At 47.7% G+C, this 15376-nt stretch carries 14 protein-coding genes; 8 read left to right on the forward strand and 6 right to left on the reverse strand.

Annotated features, from left to right (window positions below; genetic code table 11):
- Positions 1-47 precede the first annotated feature (47 nt).
- Entirely contained in the window at positions 48-2624 is a 2577-nt protein-coding gene (locus tag BLS14_RS00740) for a beta-mannosidase (RefSeq protein WP_090949013.1), read from the forward strand.
- A gap of 102 nt (positions 2625-2726) precedes the next feature.
- Here the strand turns inward: BLS14_RS00740 and BLS14_RS00745 are convergent, their stop codons facing one another.
- Together BLS14_RS00745 and BLS14_RS00750 are read right to left on the reverse strand one after the other, a co-directional pair.
- Entirely contained in the window at positions 2727-3833 is a 1107-nt protein-coding gene (locus BLS14_RS00745) for an FAD-dependent monooxygenase (protein ID WP_090949016.1), read from the reverse strand.
- Positions 3834-4091: 258 nt separating this feature from the next.
- Entirely contained in the window at positions 4092-4616 is a 525-nt protein-coding gene (locus BLS14_RS00750; RefSeq protein WP_090949017.1) for an NAD(P)H-dependent oxidoreductase, read from the reverse strand.
- A 189-nt stretch (positions 4617-4805) separates the two neighbouring features.
- Between BLS14_RS00750 and BLS14_RS00755 the strand changes: the two genes are divergently transcribed.
- Complete coding sequence (locus BLS14_RS00755; RefSeq protein WP_063564745.1) at positions 4806-5288, forward strand: MarR family winged helix-turn-helix transcriptional regulator; 483 nt, start codon at positions 4806-4808, stop codon at positions 5286-5288.
- An 86-nt stretch (positions 5289-5374) separates the two neighbouring features.
- On the opposite strand, the gene BLS14_RS00760 is transcribed toward BLS14_RS00755, so the two are convergent.
- Positions 5375-5674: a hypothetical protein gene (locus BLS14_RS00760; protein WP_072732330.1), complete on the reverse strand. Its 300-nt coding sequence runs from the start codon at positions 5672-5674 to the stop codon at positions 5375-5377.
- Between the two features lie 213 nt (positions 5675-5887).
- Between BLS14_RS00760 and BLS14_RS00765 the strand changes: the two genes are divergently transcribed.
- The 3 genes from BLS14_RS00765 to BLS14_RS00775 all read left to right on the forward strand — a co-directional run bounded on the left by BLS14_RS00765 (position 5888) and on the right by BLS14_RS00775 (position 9783).
- Complete coding sequence (locus BLS14_RS00765) at positions 5888-7912, forward strand: Na+/H+ antiporter (RefSeq protein ID WP_063564743.1); 2025 nt, start codon at positions 5888-5890, stop codon at positions 7910-7912.
- Between the two features lie 88 nt (positions 7913-8000).
- The gene (locus tag BLS14_RS00770; RefSeq protein ID WP_063564742.1) at positions 8001-8939 is read left to right on the forward strand and encodes an aldo/keto reductase; all 939 of its coding nucleotides are present in this window, start codon (positions 8001-8003) and stop codon (positions 8937-8939) included.
- Positions 8940-9006: 67 nt separating this feature from the next.
- Positions 9007-9783, forward strand: coding sequence for a polysaccharide deacetylase family protein (locus BLS14_RS00775; RefSeq protein WP_063564741.1), 777 nt, complete (start codon positions 9007-9009; stop codon positions 9781-9783).
- A gap of 136 nt (positions 9784-9919) precedes the next feature.
- On the opposite strand, the gene BLS14_RS00780 is transcribed toward BLS14_RS00775, so the two are convergent.
- Both BLS14_RS00780 and BLS14_RS00785 read right to left on the reverse strand, forming a co-directional pair.
- On the reverse strand, positions 9920-11470 hold the full coding sequence (locus BLS14_RS00780; RefSeq protein WP_063564740.1) for a DHA2 family efflux MFS transporter permease subunit: 1551 nt from the start codon (positions 11468-11470) through the stop codon (positions 9920-9922).
- 8 nt (positions 11471-11478) lie between these two features.
- Positions 11479-12114 carry a biotin/lipoyl-containing protein gene (locus BLS14_RS00785; RefSeq protein ID WP_053783698.1) on the reverse strand — a complete coding sequence of 212 codons (636 nt, stop codon included), beginning with the start codon at positions 12112-12114 and terminating at the stop codon, positions 11479-11481.
- Positions 12115-12314: 200 nt separating this feature from the next.
- Here BLS14_RS00785 and BLS14_RS00790 point away from each other — a divergent pair, with 200 nt between their 5' ends.
- The 3 genes from BLS14_RS00790 (at position 12315) to BLS14_RS00800 (ending at position 13730) form a co-directional block, all read left to right on the forward strand.
- On the forward strand, positions 12315-12785 hold the full coding sequence (locus BLS14_RS00790) for a hypothetical protein (RefSeq protein ID WP_090949019.1): 471 nt from the start codon (positions 12315-12317) through the stop codon (positions 12783-12785).
- Between the two features lie 126 nt (positions 12786-12911).
- Entirely contained in the window at positions 12912-13118 is a 207-nt protein-coding gene (locus BLS14_RS00795; protein WP_063564738.1) for a YwbE family protein, read from the forward strand.
- 21 nt (positions 13119-13139) lie between these two features.
- Positions 13140-13730 carry a DUF4269 domain-containing protein gene (locus BLS14_RS00800; protein WP_090949022.1) on the forward strand — a complete coding sequence of 197 codons (591 nt, stop codon included), beginning with the start codon at positions 13140-13142 and terminating at the stop codon, positions 13728-13730.
- Between the two features lie 13 nt (positions 13731-13743).
- Here the strand turns inward: BLS14_RS00800 and BLS14_RS00805 are convergent, their stop codons facing one another.
- Positions 13744-15180 carry a hypothetical protein gene (locus BLS14_RS00805; protein WP_063564736.1) on the reverse strand — a complete coding sequence of 479 codons (1437 nt, stop codon included), beginning with the start codon at positions 15178-15180 and terminating at the stop codon, positions 13744-13746.
- Between the last annotated feature and the right edge of the window lie 196 nt (positions 15181-15376).

Here is a 15376-nt window from a genome sequence, read left to right on the forward strand (position 1 = left end):
ACGTTTTCGATATTTTATTACCAAGGAAACTGGGGAGCGAGGCAAGGATGAAGATGATTAATTCAAGTCAGGATTTGTCAGGACAATGGAAAATACAGCATTTCGAGGTTGGGGAGAAGCGGCCCATGGATGTTGCAGCGGCAGCGCTGGATGATCGATTTTGGATCGGAGCGGAGGTGCCAGGGGATGTGCACACCGCTCTGGTGGAACGCAGCATCATTGATCCGCCCTACTATGGGCATAACGATGCCAAGAGTCGATGGATCGAGCAGAAGGAATGGTGGTATCGTACTAGCTTCAACCTGTCGAAGGATGGGGAAGCAGAGGAGTACTTTGAGTTAATATTCGACGGGTTGGATACGTTCGCCACCGTATATGTGAACGGACATGAAGTGGGGCAAACGGCTAATATGCTCATGTCCCATAATTTCGATGTGACTACACTAGTTCGTAATGGCTGGAACGCCTTAGCGGTCAAGTTCGATCCCCTTTATCTGCATCACAGAGACAAGGAAACGTTTGACTGGTCTTCGTATACGAAGGAACGGCCATGGTTGCGCAAAGCTGCGATGAATTTTGGCTGGGACTGGGGTCCACGGATGGTCACCGTAGGAATTTGGGGAGGGGTACGTCTTGAAAGACGAACGATTGCAAAGCTGGAGAACGTATATGCACGTACCGAATCAGCCAGCAAGCAGCAAGCAGTTGTCCATGTCACTGCGGATGTGAAGTCCGTATTGTCTTTCCGTAGCAGACAGAAACGTGAAAAAGCGGTGGCCCTGTCTTGTGATATCCGTTTACTGGACGCGAGTGGACATGAAGTGGCACGGTCAGCCGAAGCAGTTGTGGAAAATGGTCTCGCCGATACAATACTAAAATTAGATTCACCACAATTATGGTGGACGCATGATTTGGGTGAACCTTACTTGTACAGGATGGAAGTTACGCTATTTGCCGATGGGGTGGAAGTAGATCGTTACAACGAGCCTTATGGTGTACGAACCATTGAACTGGCGCTTCATAATGATCAGGGTGAGGATGCTTTTACGTTTATCCTGAACGGAGTGCGTGTGTACGCGAAGGGAGCCAACTGGATTCCGGCCGACCATCTGATTGGTGCCATCCCGGCCTCCCGGTATCGTGAGCTGATCGAGTTGACCGTGGAAGGGCATATGAATATGCTGCGTGTCTGGGCGGGCGGTATATATGAAAAGGACGTCTTCTATGATGAGTGTGATCGGCAAGGCGTACTGGTGTGGCAGGATTTTGCTTTTGCCAACGCCTTATTCCCTGATTTCAATCGGGACTTCATGAACAATGTACGGGATGAGGTTGAAAATAATGTCTTGCGCCTGCGCAATCGTGCCTCGCTTGCACTCTGGTGTGGCAATAACGAAATTGACTGGCTATATGACATGAAGTCCGCCAGTGGAGATATTACCAGCCCCTTCTATGGAGAGCTGATCTACCATGAGCTGATACCGGAAGTGCTGGAGCGGTTGGATTCGTCTCGTCCATACTGGCCTTCCTCACCGTATGGGGACAGTCACGGCAATGATGCCAACGATCCGGCTGTGGGGGATCGTCATAACTGGCAAGTATGGCATGGTTCCGTGTATCCCCGAAAACACGGCGAGCCGCCACTGCTGAATTACAGTATTGAGGGCGTGACTTTCAAAAACTATAAAAAAGATAATGCCCTGTTCAGCAGTGAATTCGGCATGCACGCCTCGGCCAACCGCTACACACTGGAGAAAAACATGCCTGCAGGGCAATTTTACTGGGGCAGCCCCGAAATGGCCTATCGGAATAAGGATACCAATCATCAGAAAGGCATTCTTCTAATGGAAGGATATACGGGCATTCCGCAAAATATTGAAGAGTACATGAACTACTCGATGCTGACACAGGCGGAAGGATTACGGTATGGCATTGAACATTTCCGGCGGATCAATCATCGCAATAGTGGAGCCCTTGTGTGGCAGCTGAATGACAGCTGGCCAGGCACAAGCTGGTCCATGATTGACTACGAGCTGCTGCCGAAGGCCTCCTTTTATTACGGAAAAGTATTCTTTCACCCGATACTGCTGTCTCTGGAACATGAACCGGGTGAGTTGCTTACGTTATGGGTTGTGAATGATACACGTGACACTCTGAAGGGACAGCTTCGACTTAATGTCTATGGATTGAATGGGGAAAAAGTATACTCCAGCTCGCATCATGTGGAGACAGGTTCGCAATCCGCTAATCGCATTGCAGAGCTGAGCGAAGCGGAAGTATTGGGAGGCAAATTGGCAGATGAAGTGATGGTTGAATTGGTAGCCGAAGGTTTCACTGCACCACTCAATCGATATTTCTTACGTGATCCGAAGGATGTTAACCTGCCTCAATCTCAGCTCAGTGTACATGTGAACGAAGAGGAGCAATCCGTGTCGGTTACAGCCATTGGTGCAATTGCACGGTTGGTGAAGCTCGAGCTGCCCCTCGGACGCGTTCGTTTTAGTGATAACTATTTTGATCTTCTCCCTGGTGAGAGCCGTACGGTGAGATTACGTCATCCCGATAAGTTGTCTCTGCCGATGACTGAGCTACGGGTAAGCGCCATGAATGGCAGTGAAGCCTGATCCCTAATTGTTTTTCCACAAAGAACAAAACAGCCGATGCTTCCCCAACAGGGAGTCATCGGCTGTTTGTTGATTTACGCGGTATGTGAATAACACGCCCCATTATTGAAAAGATTCGTACCGCTGCTGGAACGAAGACTCCATCTCCAGTTGCCTAGCCAACTGCTGCTTCACTTTTTCTCCACGTCGGGCCTGCAGCTCTTGCAGCCGTTCTGTAGAAGTGAATTGATCGGCTGCCATATCAATGAGCAGCTCAGCGAGCACGTCCGCATCTTCCAATGCGGCATTCAATCCAAAAGCGCCCGTTGGAGTCATTGTGTGAGCCGCATCACCAAGCAAGACCACATTGTCCTGTGCCCACGAATCGACGAAACTGCTCTCAACGGATAACAAAACAAAATCACTCCATGTCTGGATATGTTGAGCTACCGAATCAGCGAGACAGGGGAAGGCCGCCACGAGTTTCTGTACAAAGGGAGCAAAAGGCTGTTCACGCAGCTTGGAGAAGGACCCTTGCGAGATGTTCCATCCGATCTGTACGTATCCTCCAAATTGTGAGAATAGCGCCAACTGCTGACCATCCATACTGGCCATTCGAACAGCAGGTTCCCAGCCTGCTGGAGCAGGAATGCGAGCCCATAACAGATCGTATCCATGTTTGCGGATATCCGGGGTCAGACCAGCGTGTCTGCGTACAGCTGAATATCTGCCATCTGCACCAACAATAACCGCTGCTTCAATGGAAGCAGGCCGTCCTTCTTGCCGAATGTTGATGCCAACCGTGTGGTCAGCCTTATTCCGTAATAATCCAGTCATAACCGTATTATAAAGGACTTGTTCGTTTTCCTGGTTCTGTGATTGTGACACGATGACTTCCAGCAGATGATCCTGAGGCACATGAATGCCCACATGGGATTCTTGCTCTCCAGGGAAAATGGTGTGGATGATCTGACCGTTCTCCCAATATTGAATTTGCTCCAGAGGCAGCACGCCACGCTGGGTTACAGAAGGGTATAACCCATGTTTATTCAATACATGTTCACCATCTGCATTAAGCACTTCGCCACGAAACGACTTAAGAAGGTGCGGCTGGCGCTCGATCAGAATGGTGGATATTCCTTGCCGTTTCAGCAGGAATGAGAGTAGCGCCCCTCCAGGGCCAGCTCCCACAATACAAACGTCAGTTTTTAAATACGTATTTTGATTCATGTGTAAAATTCCCTTGCAATATAATGGATGAGGATGAATAACCTATTACTTTATAATAACAGATTTATAAAAATCATTAAGTAACTAAAAGTAACTTTAAAGATATACGTTATTATAAACAAATTCAATCCAATAATGCAATAGAATCATTCTATTTCTCTACAGGAAGGAGGATTCAAGCCTGCGGTACTGCTTTTCAGCTTATGAGCGCAGGCTTGATAAGAACAGCAAATTCTTTTAAGGGAAATACTCTGATATCTATGTGATCAGTCGGTTGGTTATGCGAGCCACGCGTTCTCCCAGAGCTTTACCCAGTGCTATGCCCTGTTCGTTGAGCAGATCATCACTGTCCACCGGACAAGTCACCCCAACACCATAATAGGAGCCATATAATGCATTATCTGCAAAGTTTCCAGGTAGTCCGGTAATGATCATGCCCTGATGGAGCATGGGTGTCAGCAGATGAATCAACGTTGACTCCAGTCCACCATGCTCGGTTGCGATGGTACAGAACACCGCACCTACTTTGTCTACAAGCTTGCCCTCTGCCCAGAGGTAGCCCAGCTTGTCGATCCAATTTTTCAACCCGGAGCTGATGGAGCCAAAATGTCCGGGGCAGCCCCAGATAATGGCGTCCATTTCCACCAGCTTGTAAATGTCGGCTTCTTCTGTGGAATGCAAATGAACGGTTGCACCATGCACGCTGGCTGCGCCAGTAGCAATCGACTCGGCAAGCGCTCGTGTATGCCCGCCTTCACTATCGAAAACAATATAAATGTTCATTGCTTGATTCCTCCTTGTGTGGTTATCTGTTCATGCTATAAGGTAGCTTGTCACATGAAACGGCAAAATAAGCATGAACTTTACAGAAAAGTAAAGGGTTTTGGGAAACAAGCGCATTTTTCACAAACAAAATAGTACAAATATGTTACAATATAAGGTAGGTTATGATCAAAGGTAGGAGGAACGTTTATGAGCCCGGATACGGAGCGAAACTCTCAATTGGCAAATGTCGATCAATTGTTGGAGGCCTTCTTCAGATATAAAAATAAAGTATTGGATCAGCAGCAAAGAAATGAAACAAACTGCAAATTGAATCCGACGAAAAGTCATATATTGGGCATGATTTTGCGTGAAGAACGCTGTATGGCTGTGGATGTGGCCAGACAACTTAGTCTATCTTCTGGAGCAACCACAATTGTGCTGAATCAACTGGAGAGCGAAGGTCTGATCCAGCGGGTGCGCAGTGAAGAGGACCGAAGAATTGTATGGTTGTCTTTAACTGAAGATGGGAAGCAGCTTGCAAGAACGTTGATTAATAATCGCGGTCGGATGACGTGGGAACTTTTGCAGGCGCTTACGGAAGAGGAACAACTGCAGATGTTTGGCATGCTGAAGAAGATTGAGCTGAAACTGCTGGAAAAAATGAAAACGTTGGAACAAACGCATCGCTAAATATATGGTGTGTAACACGCCAGCCTTCAAGAATTTGAGCCCGCTTTGGGACTTGAATCTTGAAGGCTGGCGTTTTAATTTTTCAATTAAAGATGGAAACGTTGAATGTGATCGGTCAGACCTTCCTGGATCAGAATTTCCTTCTGTTTTTTACCGAGCAGGTCAAAATGGGGGAAAGGCTGACGCCGATGGATGTAACGTGGGTCGAGTCCATGCTCTCTACACCAGTCCTCAAGCCGTTTCAGATCCGAACAGCCCACTTTGGTCACACTGGTAATGCCCGGAAAACGGTTGTCGATCCAGAAATGAGTGAGATAGGCAAGGTCGCCACGAGATACACGTTCTTTCCACTCGGCCAGCTCCTGTCGTTTAATTCCAAATGCCATAGACACCAAGTTCCTTTCCAAACGGGTATTGTCCTGAGCATATTGTAACATCTTATAAACAGAACCAATCAGAAATCTGCAATCGGACTGTTGTCCATTCGCTTTGGACGGGTATTAATATGACAACATTTTTATAATAAACTTTGGTTTATGTTAAAATAAGGTACACAAAATGGTTTTCACCACTTCATTATTCGGAAAGGGATTGTCATCATGGAACTATTTATCGCCGTGCTTGTTTTGCTGGTACTGATCGGTTTATCGAATATTTTGAACCGATTTGTACCCTTTATCCCCATTCCGTTGATTCAGATTGTTCTCGGTGTAGCCATTGCACTATTACCTGCGGGTGTGCATCTGCCACTGAATCCGGAATTGTTTTTCGTACTCTTTATCGCTCCGTTGCTGTACAACGACGGGAAGCGAACACCGAGGCACGAGCTGTGGAATCTAAGAGCGCCCATCCTTTTGCTGGCCCTGGGCCTTGTATTTGTAACGGTTGTCGTGGCAGGATATGCCATTCACTGGCTCATTCCAACCATTCCGCTTCCTGCGGCTTTTGCACTTGCGGCAATTCTGTCCCCGACAGACGCTGTGGCTGTAGGCGCTATGGCAGGTCGTGTGCATTTACCCAAGAGCATACATAGGCTCCTTGAGGGAGAAGCATTAATGAATGATGCATCCGGTCTGGTTGCATTCAAATTTGCGATTGCCGCCACGGTTACAGGGGTATTTTCCCTGGCTCAGGCGTCATTTAGTTTTATACTTATCGCGATTGGCGGGTTGCTGATTGGTGCCTTATTATCCTTCCTATTGATCCGATTGGGTGTCTGGATTCGGCGTCTGGGGATGGAAGATGTAACGATTCATATGTTATTGCAAATTCTAACGCCCTTCGTCATTTATCTGGTCAGTGAAGAGGTCGGTGTTTCAGGCATTCTTGCGGTCGTCGCTGGCGGGATCATTCATGCTATTGAGCGTGATCGGACCGAGTCTGTACAACTGAAGATGCAGGTGGTATCTGCCAGTACCTGGTCTGTCATTTTATTTATTTTGAACGGATTGGTCTTTGTCATTCTGGGGGTACAGATCCCGGATGTGCTGAGTACCATCTTCGAGAATGTCTCGTTTGATAACCTTCAAGTACTCGGATATGTGGGCCTCATTTCAGTGCTATTGTTGGTACTTCGTTTTGTCTGGATCTATCTGTTCTGGAAAGGAAATGAAAATTCCGGTGAGGCGTTGTCGAGCGGGAAGCCTCGGCTGAAAGAAGTTACGATCATTACTCTTTCGGGTGTGAGAGGGGCTGTAACGCTGGCGGGGGCATTCTCCATTCCTTATGTTCTCCAAGACGGGTCTCCTTTTCCTGAAAGGGATCTGATCATTTTCCTGGCCGCAGGTGTGATACTGTTCACTCTGATTGCTGCAAGTGTGTTCCTTCCTATTCTTGCGAAGAACGAAGATAAAGCGGAAGAAGGTACACCGCAAACGACGGAACGAAAAGCACAGGATATTATGCTTAATGCTGCCATTCGTGCAGTGAAGTCGGAAATGAACGACCAGAATAAAGCTGCTGCGCTTGCGGTTGTTTCCGATCTGTCGAAGTATATCAGGCAGGCGGCTGGCGAGCTTACTGCCGGTAAGCGCAAGGACATTTTAAAACAGGAAACAGCCATTAATCTCATCGGTACACGGGCTGAACGCAAAGAAATTGAGAATATGATGGATGAAAATGTAATTGCTTCGGAAGCCGCCTTTAGATGTAACAGTTGGTTGGATCGAAAGGAAATGATGCTTGCAAACCGCACGAATACACAGATGATGTTCTCACTCAGTGAAATTGGACGATTGTTTGGACATGTGTTTACGAATCGTTCACGGAAGCCGGATCAGCCATTTATGATTGAAAATGCAGATCTGTTCCGTCAAGTGAAGATGCGTACCTCTGAAGCAGCGATCAAGGCGATTCGTGCTCATATGAACGATAGTAACCGGATTGTGGCTCTGTCGGTCATCTCTAGATATGAGCGGGTAATTGCCAAATTACGCACCTGGAATCAGGGCAAAACGGAAGATCCATTTGATCAGGAAAAGCTGGAATTGCAAATGGTGGCGATGCAGGAGCAGCGCAATACCATACAGCAGCTATACGAAAATGGCGAAATTAACCGCGATGTGGCTGCAAAACTCCGCCGTTTCATCAATGATGTGGAAGCTACAGCGCTGAAAAACACCTAATCCGATAAACCCGATATTTTAAATATGCTTAAGCCTCTGATATAATATATGTGAGTTACCAACGCTCAGAAAAGGAGATGGATGAGACATGGCAGAACAACGTACTCGCTTGGGCAAAACCGAACTGATTGTTAACCCGATTGGATTGGGGGCTAATGCAGTAGGAGGACATAACATCTATCCGAATATGCTGAATGATGAGACAGGTAAGGATGTCGTTCGTACAGCTTTGAAACAGGGCATTAACTTTTTGGATACTGCTTTCATCTATGGACCTGAGCATTCAGAACGCTTAATTGGTGAAGTGCTGAAAGAAACGGGTCAGCGTCAAGATACTATCATAGCAACGAAAGCTGCACATAAATTCGTGGATGGTAACGTAGTCTTTGATAACTCGCCTGCTTTCCTCAAAACCTCTGTAGATGAGGCATTGAAACGCTTGCAGACAGATTATATTGACTTGTTCTATATTCATTTCCCGGATGAACTTACACCGAAGGATGAGGCTGTAGGTGCGCTGAAACGTTTGAAGGACGAAGGTAAAATCCGTGCCATCGGAGTTTCCAATTTCTCCATTGATCAGCTGCGTGAGGCAAATCGGAATGGAGATGTGGATGTGCTGCAGTCTGAATATAATTTGTTCAAAAGAGAAGCGGAGAAGGAATTGCTGCCTTATACGGCAGAGCATGATATTTCTTTTGTACCATACTTCCCTCTGGCAGCAGGTCTGCTGGGTGGCAAATATAATCGTGATACAACCTTCCAGGATGGACGGGCGAAGAACCCGTTATTCACTGGAGAAGCCTTTATTCAGAATCTGGATAAGGTGGAACAACTACGAAGCATTGCACAGTCCAAGGACGCTGAAGTCGCCCATCTCGTTCTGGCCTGGTACCTGACTCAGCCGTCCATTGATGCGCTCATTCCTGGTGCCAAGAAACCAGAGCAGGTCATCAACAATCTGAAAACACTGGATGTTGAGCTCACAGCTGAGGAAATTGCAGTCATTGATCAAATATTTCGTTAAATAGTTCTGGTGAATCGGGAAATGCTAACAGGGAGTTTACGTTTGAAGATAAAGAGAGGACATAAACATGAACCTGAAGGCAGCCCGATGCATCGGATTGTGTACGCTGGTTTTTTTGCTTGGCAGCAGTTCTGCCTACGCCAAACCTGTGCAGAAGAACCGACAGTATTATGAGGAACGGGGAGAGATTGTGTGGGAGGTTCCCACACATGACAAACTCATCGCACTGACCTTTGATGATGGGCCAGATCCGGTCCAGACCCCGCAAATTCTGGCTTTACTCGAGCAGTATCAGGCCAAAGGCACTTTTTTTGTGCTTGGCAAATGGGCGGAAAAGTTTCCTGACCTGATCAAACAGGAGCAGCGGGAAGGACATGAAATCGCCAATCATACGTATGCACATACGTACGCGGTCAGGTCAACAAGGGCGGATAAGTACAGCCATGAAATGAACATAGCGGAGAAATCCATTGTTGGAGCAGGGGCGCAGCGTCCGACGTTGTTTAGACCCCCGGGAGGCTATTACAATGACATGGTCATTCAGGTCGCCAAGCAGCAAGGCTATACGATTGTGCTATGGTCCTGGCATCAGGACACACGTGATTGGGCTTCACCAGGCGTATCAGCCATTGTGAACAAAGTGCTGAAGAACGCACGTAACGGGGACATTGTTCTGTTTCATGACAAGGTGGAGGGCAAGTCCCAGACGGTTGCTGCGCTAAAAACGATTCTGCCTAAGCTGCAGGAGCAAGGTTATCGTTTTGTAACCGTATCGGAACTGCTTGCTGTTAAGGCGAGAGAGGCTGCCAAGGATGACAATTCATCCTTACCCCAGCATCCATAGCGAAAGCCAAAAACCGCAGGTCTCTGGATTAAAGAGACTTGCGGTTTTTTATTGTTTCAATTGATCTAAGTGAAGCTTGCGGATCTGATCTGTGATACAGGGTTGTATAGGGGATATAGGGTGGTCCAACGCCATTTTAGCGTTCAGTTTTGACTTTACGAGGACGGGAGCGAGCCCGCCGCAGGAATAACGACAGAAACAGACCAATGATCGAAATCCAGGTCGCTACAATGAAAGCATCATTAATGCCTTCGATCGTTGACGTCTGAACAGCGATACCATAGAGCTGCTGTAATGCTAGACTGGTGCCTTGTTCAGGCGGCATTCCCGCCGCAGTAGCCATTTGCGTGCCAAGCATACCGACTTGTTCTGTCAGTGCTACATTGGTTGTAGTCACGGTGTTGCTGTAATCAGCCAAATGAATGCCTGCACGTGTCGCCATTACGGTGATGAGCAGGGCGGTCCCGATTGAACCTGCGACCTGTCTGACCGTATTGGACATGGCCGTACCATGACTGGTGAGATGAGGCGGTAATTGGTTTAACCCCTCTGTCTGTACAGACATCATCAGCATGGACATGCCGAAGCTACGAAACGTGTATAGCATCATGATGTGACCATAAGGCGTCTCCCCCGTCAACTTACTAAACTCAAAGGTGGTGATGGCGGTAATGATCAAACCGACAATGGCTAGGGGGCGAGAGCCAATCCGGTCAAACAGCGCTCCTGAGATGGGAGACATGACGCCCATTAGCAATGCACCAGGCAGCAGCAACAACCCGGATTGCAGGGGAGAGAATCCCCTTATATTTTGCAGATAGATCGGTAACAGCAGCATCCCGCCAAAGAGTGCCATATTAATCGTTGCACTGACTAGCGTCGAGATGGTGAAGATGTCGTATTTGAATACACGAAATTCCAGCAGGGGGTTCTTCATAGCCGTTTCTCGGAGAACAAAGAAGACGATGAAGAGCACTCCGATAATGAGTGTCAACAGCACTGTCGCGCTGGTCCAGCCTTTATCTCCGGCAGAGCTGAATCCATATAACAGAAAGCCGAAACCGATGGTGGAGAATAATGCGCCAAAACCATCAAATTTCGGCGAAGTAAGCTTGGACACATTTCTCAGCCAAATGAAGGCAAACAAAATATCAAGCAAGGCAAGCGGAATGACCATATAGAACAGAATGCGCCATGTATAATGTTCCACGATCCATCCAGATAATGTCGGGCCAATGGCCGGAGCAAACATCATGGCAATACCCATCGTACCCATGGCGGTTCCCCGTTTCTCTGGAGGAAACACAGTCAGAAATACGTTCATAACCAAAGGCATAATAATACCGGCCCCACTGGCTTGTACGATACGACCGATGAGCATGACCGTAAATCCAGGACTGATGGCACAGATCAATGAACCTAACGTAAACAACAGCATCGCAGTCACGAACAATTTGCGGGTTCCGAACGACTCGATCAAGTAGGCGGTAATCGGAATGAGTACCCCGTTCACCAGCAAATAAGCTGTGGACAGCCACTGCACGGTCGTTGCTGAGACGTTAAAGTCATTCATCAGATGGGGGATGGCTACATTGAGCAAAGTTTGGTTCAGAATAGCGATAAATGCGCCAAGTAGCAAGACAGCGATGGTTTTTCCAAGTGGCAGTTGGTTTTTTTGATTATCCATCAGCAGCCTTAGATATGAACGCGCACGGTAGCGCTCATGCCGGGAACCACACCCAGTCCTTTATATCCTTCGATTGTAATGATGATCGGGATGACTTGTGTTACTTTGGTGTAATTCGCATTGGTATTGGACGACGGCAGTAGTGAAAAGGAGGACGCAGTGGCAAGTCCGATCTGGTCTACTTTGCCAGTCAATGTGGTGTCTGGAAATGCATCGACATATACATCGACGATCTGACCTGCTTTAATTTTATCAATCGCGGTCTCGTCTACATTGGCCGTCACGTACAGGTTATTGAAATCATAGGCCCGTGCGAGGGGCGTACCTGCAGATACTAGTGAATTTTCGACGGCGGTCTGTTGTACAATGGTCCCATCAACAGGCATCGTCACGGATGTTGATTTTCCCGCAGCGGTGACGGTGGCAACAGTATCGCCTGCATTAAATGTTGTACCTACCTTGCCTTTCCAGGATCGAAGTTCACCGCCTACTGCGGAAGCCACGGAGATAGGCTGCCCGGTAACAAGCGCATTATCGGTTTTAACGTAGCTGGTGGATTGGTTGTAATAGTAGATCCCGGCAGCCCCGGCCCCCAAAATCACCAGTATAACAATGATATTGATCAAAATGGCACGTGAATTCATGCTGATCATTCCTCCTCGATTCGGTTTTCTGTAAACCTTCTCTTTGATTGGTGCTGAAAGTCTTCTGCTGACAATCCTGTTTGGAGCATTCCCGCTACTTTGTCGCTCTATACGAAACAAGGTGAAATATTATTCGCAGAATAGGGCACCAATATATTGATTAAGGCTGCCTACAGGCGGATGATAAGGAGGATGCTCATATGTTGATCATTTTGGTGGTAATTGTTGTTATTGGGGTTGTGTTTCTGATGATTTATAACTCCAGATCGTCTCGCAAGGCTGCAGAAGCACGAGCTTCCAAAATAACAGAGATGGATGAAGGGCCTGTCCTGCCGCATGAAGAAGATCGAGCCCGGAAGGAAGACAGAATTTACGAACAGGCAGAGCATAAAGAAGTTTTGGAACATGAGGATCGTAGGCAAACAGAAATTCATCAGATGGATTCTACATCGGAAGTGACCCCTTCACCTCAGAAAAGAGAGACGCAGACTACAGATGGTGATCAAGCTTATCGCCAAGCATTGCTTCATTTCCGTAAACCTGCCGAAGTGGAAGACGAAACGGTGCTGACGGAGACAAAAGAACCTGAAAAGAGTGCAGATGAAGTCTATCGATCGGCTCTGAAAGTGATGAAAAGCAAATCTTCTGATCCCTCTTCAAAGCGGAAATAACAGTTCAGTTATGTTTTTGAACATTGGTCATGGCTTTCGTTTTCAATCCAAAACGTCTACAATAGATGAAGCTTTGTAAATTATGGCTACATGACATGGAATACGTTGAAGAGGAGAGGGAAACCCATGAATGGACAACAACGAGTAAATATCAAACCGGGTCTTGAAGTGGATATCGTGCTCAAGCAAGATCAGCCGACAGGCAAACTGACACGCGGTATCGTGAAGGATTTGTTGACCAAATCGCCCACACACCCGCATGGGATCAAAGTACGTTTGACCAGTGGACAGGTGGGTCGAGTGAAACAAGTCGTTACAGGAGCGTCAGAATGAACCGCTACCCGAGGGTGTGACATGATTACAACTACGGATGTAATGGCACATTTGGCCTCGGGGAACGAGCGTCAGCAGGATGCATATAAGGTGTTGCAATCCAGTGGATTGTTAAGCATATTGGCAGCTTATCAGCCTTATCCGGCTGGAACAGTGCCGATTGATATTGATATTCCTGGAAGTGATCTTGATCTATTATGTGAGGCAGCGGATCTCGAGGCGTTCCAAACATTGGTGCACCAACAACTGGGCGGAATGCAGGGTTTTCGATGCGACAGGGGGGATGGCCGTGCTGGCCAGCGTCCTTATGTGACCTGTAGTGTGGAAATTGGAAACTGGCCTGTAGAGATTTTCGCTCAGTCCCTATCTGTACGCAGGCAGAATGCTTATATTCACATGCTGGTAGAGTGGGGATTGTTGCAACTCTGGGGTGCAGCAGGACATCGGGAAATTCGCAAACTGAAGCTGGAAGGCTTGAAGACGGAGCCTGCATTCACTACTGTATTAGGACTTCAGGGAGACCCGTATGAGGAAATGCTTCATCTGGCCGCAATGAGTAAGGATGAGCTTTGGCAATGGGCCCGCTTGCGCACGTCTTTTCAGTTCGAATAGCACGGTTAAGTAATCAGATTAGAAAGATAGCAACGATAGTAGTAACTGTTAATCCCAGCAGTACCGGTTTCAGATTGCGTCGTGCCAGTTCAAATGGACTGACTCCACAGATGGCAGCAGCTGGAATTAAGGCCCATGGAATTAAGGTCCCACCGCCTACCCATATGGCGGCGACCTGACCCAGTGCCGTCAATACAGGTGCGGAATCTGCCGAGCCTGCAAACATGGACGCAATGGAGCCGACCAGGGATATTCCAGAGAACCCCGAACCATCCATTCCCGTGACCGCTCCGGTCACAGTCATCGTTATAGCACCTACCGTATTATTCAATGGCACTAGCCCTGCAAGAGCAACCCCTAAATCATTCACAATCCCGTGTGATCCAGCAGGCAGCGGGTTGTTGAACAGTTCTGTGATCGCAGCATCCCCAAGATAAAAGAAAGCGGCAATCGGGATAACAGGACCAAACACCTTGAATCCGAACTGAAATCCTTCAATTAAATAGTTTGTTGTTTCTTCCGGACCTGTATGACGATGCGCGGCAAGTGATACGGCAATCAGAATGAGCACGGCCGTTCCACCAATTAGTGCTGTGGCATCACCGCCTTGTAATTTAAGTAAAAACATCAGAATGACATTGACTAAGAATAACAATGGGATGATCAGAGCGAATACCTTTTGCAAACGTGGGGGCATTGCTTGACGTTGAACGGCTGGCTCCTCGGAGATCGGCGCAGAGTCTGACGAAGGTGGATGAACGGTTACTGCTTCACCAGAGATCGGATCACTGAGTTTAACGGGGGAACCTGACTTCATCTCCTTGCGCAGCATCCAGAATGCCGTTACGGTAGACACCGTCCCCATCACTATGACAAGTGGGATACTTGCAGTCATAACAGCGGTAACGGGAAGGCCAGCTGCATCAGCTGTCAGTTTGGGTGCCCCTTGGATAATGTAATCCCCTGATAAGGCAATGCCGTGACCGAACAGATTCATGGCAATGGCAGCGCCGATGGGAGGAAGTCCGACTCGTACTGCTACCGGAAGAAGTACAGCTCCAACCAGGGCAACGGCAGGAGAGGGCCAGAAAAACAATGATACGATCATCATAATGAATCCAATTCCCCAATAGGCGACCTGTGGAGAACGGATGAACCGGGTGAGTGGTGTCACCATGACTTCATTGATCCCCGTCCGGATTAATACCCGGCTCATGGCGACAATGATCGAGATGATAAAAATGGTGCTGAGCAGCTCCTTGGCTGCGTAAATAAAACTGCTGAAGATTCCGGAAACCGATCCGCTTAATGTTTCAGTCGCCAGAAGTCCAATGGTCATGATACCTGCGACACAAATGATGGTTGTGTCTCTACGCCGAACCATGACGGCGATAATCAAGACGATAAAAGCCAGATATACATAATGCAATGGGACGAGTTGTATATTCATCGGACATGCCTCCTTACATCCTTGATGTCAATCCAAGGAGTGATATATCGTATGCATGTCATCACCGGGCGTTCGTGGAGTGTGGAGCAGGATTTTTTTTACAGATGGAGAACTAATTAGAGCATGGACCCTCGAACACGTACTGTAAGCCAAGAGCAAGTCACCAGAATTGACACTGACAGGTCACGGAACCACA

Source organism: Paenibacillus sp. OK060 (assembly GCF_900101205.1).
Taxonomy (GTDB): domain Bacteria; phylum Bacillota; class Bacilli; order Paenibacillales; family Paenibacillaceae; genus Paenibacillus; species Paenibacillus marchantiae.

Bases quoted from the DNA above. Each gene is read 5' to 3' on its own strand.
- BLS14_RS00740 (WP_090949013.1), top strand. From the start codon at position 48: ATGAAGATGATTAATTCAAGTCAGGATTTGTCAGGACAATGGAAAATA.
- BLS14_RS00745 (WP_090949016.1), bottom strand. From the start codon at position 3,833: ATGAATCAAAATACGTATTTAAAAACTGACGTTTGTATTGTGGGAGCT.
- BLS14_RS00750 (WP_090949017.1), bottom strand. From the start codon at position 4,616: ATGAACATTTATATTGTTTTCGATAGTGAAGGCGGGCATACACGAGCG.
- BLS14_RS00755 (WP_063564745.1), top strand. From the start codon at position 4,806: ATGAGCCCGGATACGGAGCGAAACTCTCAATTGGCAAATGTCGATCAA.
- BLS14_RS00760 (WP_072732330.1), bottom strand. From the start codon at position 5,674: ATGGCATTTGGAATTAAACGACAGGAGCTGGCCGAGTGGAAAGAACGT.
- BLS14_RS00765 (WP_063564743.1), top strand. From the start codon at position 5,888: ATGGAACTATTTATCGCCGTGCTTGTTTTGCTGGTACTGATCGGTTTA.
- BLS14_RS00770 (WP_063564742.1), top strand. From the start codon at position 8,001: ATGGCAGAACAACGTACTCGCTTGGGCAAAACCGAACTGATTGTTAAC.
- BLS14_RS00775 (WP_063564741.1), top strand. From the start codon at position 9,007: ATGAACCTGAAGGCAGCCCGATGCATCGGATTGTGTACGCTGGTTTTT.
- BLS14_RS00780 (WP_063564740.1), bottom strand. From the start codon at position 11,470: ATGGATAATCAAAAAAACCAACTGCCACTTGGAAAAACCATCGCTGTC.
- BLS14_RS00785 (WP_053783698.1), bottom strand. From the start codon at position 12,114: ATGAATTCACGTGCCATTTTGATCAATATCATTGTTATACTGGTGATT.
- BLS14_RS00790 (WP_090949019.1), top strand. From the start codon at position 12,315: ATGTTGATCATTTTGGTGGTAATTGTTGTTATTGGGGTTGTGTTTCTG.
- BLS14_RS00795 (WP_063564738.1), top strand. From the start codon at position 12,912: ATGAATGGACAACAACGAGTAAATATCAAACCGGGTCTTGAAGTGGAT.
- BLS14_RS00800 (WP_090949022.1), top strand. From the start codon at position 13,140: ATGATTACAACTACGGATGTAATGGCACATTTGGCCTCGGGGAACGAG.
- BLS14_RS00805 (WP_063564736.1), bottom strand. From the start codon at position 15,180: ATGAATATACAACTCGTCCCATTGCATTATGTATATCTGGCTTTTATC.